Annotated in this window: 5 protein-coding genes, 1 tRNA gene and 1 pseudogene; 2 read left to right on the top strand and 5 right to left on the bottom strand. The window is 37.0% G+C overall.

Annotated elements, in window-relative coordinates; translation table 11 throughout:
• Nucleotides 1-1,221: ATP-binding protein (locus KGF70_RS17690; protein ID WP_216786509.1), on the bottom strand; the 1,221-nt coding region annotated here is incomplete at its 3' end.
• On the opposite strand from KGF70_RS17690, the gene KGF70_RS16415 reads away from it, so the two are divergent.
• Both KGF70_RS16415 and KGF70_RS16410 read left to right on the top strand, forming a co-directional pair.
• The gene (locus tag KGF70_RS16415; protein WP_003688751.1) at nt 1,210-1,497 is read left to right on the top strand and encodes a transposase; all 288 of its coding nucleotides are present in this window, start codon (nt 1,210-1,212) and stop codon (nt 1,495-1,497) included. The genes KGF70_RS17690 and KGF70_RS16415 overlap by 12 nt on opposite strands.
• Nucleotides 1,498-1,520: 23 nt before the next feature.
• On the top strand, nt 1,521-2,399 hold the full coding sequence (locus KGF70_RS16410) for an IS3 family transposase (RefSeq protein WP_216768881.1): 879 nt from the start codon (nt 1,521-1,523) through the stop codon (nt 2,397-2,399).
• Here the strand turns inward: KGF70_RS16410 and KGF70_RS16405 are convergent.
• From KGF70_RS16405 to KGF70_RS16390, 4 genes and pseudogenes are all read right to left on the bottom strand, one after another.
• Nucleotides 2,385-2,624 carry a helix-turn-helix domain-containing protein gene (locus KGF70_RS16405; RefSeq protein ID WP_216768878.1) on the bottom strand — a complete coding sequence of 80 codons (240 nt, stop codon included), beginning with the start codon at nt 2,622-2,624 and terminating at the stop codon, nt 2,385-2,387. The two genes, KGF70_RS16410 and KGF70_RS16405, sit on opposite strands and share 15 nt — an antisense overlap.
• 148 nt (nt 2,625-2,772) lie before the next feature.
• Nucleotides 2,773-2,843 (bottom strand) — tRNA-Gly (locus KGF70_RS16400).
• A 37-nt stretch (nt 2,844-2,880) separates the two neighbouring features.
• Complete coding sequence (locus KGF70_RS16395; protein ID WP_216768875.1) at nt 2,881-4,017, bottom strand: DUF4428 domain-containing protein; 1,137 nt, start codon at nt 4,015-4,017, stop codon at nt 2,881-2,883.
• A gap of 350 nt (nt 4,018-4,367) precedes the next feature.
• A pseudogene (locus KGF70_RS16390) lies at nt 4,368-4,567 on the bottom strand (hypothetical protein); the annotation flags it as partial.

Genomic DNA, 4,567 nt, shown 5'->3' with positions numbered 1-4,567 from the left:
ATCGGAATACGAAGCAACCAACTTTGTCGACAGCCGAATGTAGGTATCCTTCCATTCGTTGGGTATAGTTTTTACGACACTTTCCATTAAGGGAATTGTCCAAATTATTAGTTGAGTACTGTCTGCATCGCTCTTTATCTCAGGGGTACGTAGTTTTAATTTGTCAGCAGTCTGATATATTCTATGCCCACCGCTTCCAGTGTGTTCTCCAAGTTTTGCACGTAAAAACACTGAGAAAATATTTGGATTTCTTGCTTCTGATGTTCCACCTAAAACAAAACGTTCATAACTTATGCGCATTTCGCCTGGATTATAGAATTCAATATAATCATTATAGAGTGAAATCTTAATTTGACTTTCAAAGGCGTAATCCGAATGTACAAGGGTGTTAACAAGTCCTTCACGTATTGCTATTAGTAAAGAATCGCCACTATCTTTTCTTTGAATACCATTCAGCTCAAAAGTATTGTTAATTTGACTTCTAATTTTTTGAAATGTTTGATCAAAAAAACTATAAATATTCTGTGGGTGTCCAGACTCGTTTGAAGTATAAATGCGATCTAAGTAGTCAGTATCGGAGGAATTATGCTTTATAACAAAGTCTAAGAAGAAATATGGAAAGATTTCTTTAATAGAGGTATTCTTCCCAAAAAGTAGAAGTGCGGCCTTAGTTAGATTCCAAGATTTATTTGAACTAGTACGGTCCCTTTTTAAGAGCCCAATTGAATTTAAAAACTGTTCAAAGTTATTTGTCAGTAGGCTGGAATCATCATTAATTTGTGAGAGTAGTACTTGATAGCTCTGTAGACTCGCAATATCGATATCATCCATATCAAAGTTAGGAAGTGCTTCCGAATCTGTAACAGCATCTGACTCTCTTATAAAATAGCGTAATCGCTCACTATTAGCTGTTCTGTCGGACTCGTGATCTCTAATGAATGTCTTTTTTATATTACCCTTTAAGTAAATTGGACGGTCCTTATAATAAGCTTTTGGAACGTGAATCTTTACTATTTCTTTGCCTTCTAACTGTGCAATTTCAATATCCTTATCGGAAACGACAGGTCGAGAGATGAACGTATTATCATTCTGTAAGTTTAAAAAATCGATTTTTAACTGATTACCGTTTGGGCCTAGAATAAAAAGTGTACAAGTTAAATGGAGACTCTGATTTAGTATAATTAAGGAAGTAAATTGGAGGATCAAATAATGACGAAGCACAGTTATGACAAGGAATTTAAGGAACAGGCCGTTCAGTATTACTTAGATAACAAGGATCACATGACCATGAATGAAATAAGTAAGAATCTAGGTATTGGGGCTAGTACATTACATAAATGGATTAAGCTGTTTACTGAGACTGGAGAGTTTGGCCGTGGCTCTGGTAATTTTGCCAGCGATAAGGACAAGGAGATTGCACGACTAAAGCGTCAACTTCGTGACGCTGAAGGAGCGATCGAAGTGTTAAAAAAATCAATCGGGATTCTGAGCAAGTAACTACCGAAAAGGTATACCAAGAAATGGACGTTCAGCACGCTTTGGAATCCCACCCTTCCATCAATGGTATGTGTGATTATGTTGGAATCTCAAGAAGTGGTTACTATCAACGAGAAAAGCGTCATAATCACCAATCACCGCGAAAGCTTCGGAAGAAGTTTATTCAAGGTGAAATTAAAGCAATTTGGCTCAAAAGCCTTTGTATTTACGGTGCCGGCAAAATCACCCAAGAACTTCGCTCAAAAGGATATAAGATCGCTGAACGAACTGTTGGTAAGTATATGCGTGAACTTGGCATTCACGCCGTTTACCTAACCCCTTGGACGACTACCACTCGCAATTCTAAGTTTGATAAACAGCTAATAAATATTTTAGACGAGCAGTTCAATCCATTGCGACCAAACGCCGTTTGGTGCATTGACACCACTTATATTCCAGTTCATGACGGATTCGTTTATTTAACCAGTATTATGGACTTGTACTCCCGACGGATCATTGGTTGGGACTTATCTGAAACGTTGGAGGTATCGAATGTCATCCCACTTATTGAAAAGACTAAGCACAGTCGCCATATTAGCAAGCCATTAATCATGCACAGTGATCGTGGTAGTCAGTTTACGTCTGAAGCTTACAATCAAGTTACAGCTAACATGACATTAAGCTATTTAAAGAAAGCTTATCCTTGGGATAATGCCTGCATTGAGTCGTTTCATGCCTTGATTAAGCGTGAATGGATAAATCGGTTTAAAATCCATTCATACTCCGAAGCTAAACGACTAGTTTTTCAGTACATTGAAACGTTTTACAACACAGTTAGAATTCACAGTCACTGTGGATTCAAATCACCAAAGCAACTTGAAGATGAGTATCAAACTCAAATTCAAAATTTAGTCGTGGCATAGGACAAAAAAGTCTCTATTAAAATTGTCTATTTTATTGACAGGGGACCAGTTTTTAACACCAGAAACAATAAACTCACTATTTTTTTTAGTCTCAGTAATTCCAAGTACTATTACTCCACCATCGGTATTAGCAAAAGCACTAACGGTTTCCCAACAATCTTTTGGTACAGAGCTACTGGCCTGCTTATATTCCAAGTGAGAATTTTCTATTGGTAACTTTTTCATGTTGAGTTTCCTCCATATATGAATTAAATCGTAGATAAATCGGATAGTGAATATGAGATAGAATTGCTATGATATAAGCATTTTAGAAGCATAAGTGTACAATATAATAAACAAATCGTAGATAAATCGTAGATAAATCATTGTACAAAGCGAGTGACGGGAATCGGACCCGCGACTACAGCTTGGAAGGCTGTCGTTTTACCACTAAACTACACTCGCGTTATCACTAGCTGATAGAAGCCAGTGGTTGATAATATTATAGTCCCAAGATTTGTTTCTTCTTAGCATCGAAGTCTGCTTGTGTTATGACGCCATCATCAAGCAGTCCTTTTAAGTTTCTTAATTGATCAGTATCTGTTGAAATAGTAGGTGCTGATGTTGCGGTATTAGTAGCATTGTTATTTTCAGCAATGATATTGTCTAATTCGTGACAGAATCGTAGTAATAGCTGCTTTACGGCATGGTACTCACCACTATCCGTTTTAGTGTCGGTATTTAGTAGAACCGCTTCAACACGATGATCTCCGCTGAAGTATAAGACAACTGAGACTTTCGAAACAGCCGCATAAGCTTTGTTACCTGAAAAAGCGCCAAGCGCTGCACCGGTCGGGCCAGCAATTAAACCACCAGCAATTGCACGAGATAAGCCATGTTTCTTTTCAATGGTAGTACCATTTTCAATTGGATCATAGCTTTCTAAATCGCTGTAGTTGTAAAGTGTAGGTGGAGTATCAACTAAGTGTTCGGTAAATGTTTGCTTAATTAAAAACTGTTGTCGTTTGTTATCCATGTACACTTTGCCAACATGACCATCGCCTTCTTTTTTGAAAGTGATGAGTAATTTTTCATATTCAGTTTTACTATCAAATATAGCTTGCTTGATATTAATCTTTGTGTGAGATTTGTTGTACTTTTCAACGTCTTTAATAGTTAAAGTTTTGGCAACTATATTCGCATCGGCACTATTGTCTAACCCTATTTTTGCTCCGCAAGTATCGCAGGTTTTACCATCTTGTAAGGATGAACTAGATAACCATCCAACTTTTTTTCCACATATTGCGCAATAATGTTTAGAATCAGAGATTGATTCGGATTTTTCCATATGTAGAACTTGATTTTGAGAGTTAGAGACAATTGAATAGATTGGTTCTTTTAAGCCATTCTTAGTATTTTGCTTATAGGTAGCTAATACTTTTTTAGGATCAATTTCGATATTGTTAAGTTGTGCTTGCTTTACGTTATCGATGTCTAATAATTCTGCAACAGCTAAAGATGCCATGCTGGAGTTTAAACCAATTTTTTCTCCGCAAGTATCACAAATATTACCGTTCTTCACTTTAACTCCTGATACAAAGCTAATCTTTTTACCACATACGTCGCAATTTTTTGCCACGATAGATTCCTTCATTCTAATTTATTAGAGAAAACATTAAATTAATTAGCGAACATGTTTGTAATGTAGTCCGTAACTTTGTCCGACCTCATGTAGGTAATCAACCTGAATTCCTAGGTCATCGGCTACTTCGTAATCATTTTCAGCATAACACTTTATCTAACTATGAACGCGTCATTTGCGCTTAACCTCACATTGAAGTTTAGCAACAGTTCTTTTGCTACTACCGTATTAAGCTGAGAACAGGCATGTTAGTAACATTTTTCATTATGCGGCTACCTTGTAGACAACTATACTACACTTGTTGGGTATTTTGATATATGAGCGACTATGGATTCCGAATGTACATGTCAGCGACTAACTGGACTAGTCCCAGCATTATAATTCAGCATCATCCCAGACTGAACATTGAAAATATAAATGTTAAAACTAACGGCATTGCTGCCAACAGACTGGCCACGCATTTGAACACCACGGGCTAACAGTTCGTTGCCCTTGAAACCGGGATAAACCGATTGTTCGATTTTGTCAAAGAAAAAAGGCATCCTCT

The organism is Lactiplantibacillus sp. 7.2.4, assembly GCF_018991185.1.
GTDB lineage: Bacteria > Bacillota > Bacilli > Lactobacillales > Lactobacillaceae > Lactiplantibacillus > Lactiplantibacillus pentosus.
This window is presented reverse-complemented; position numbering and strand designations above follow the sequence as displayed.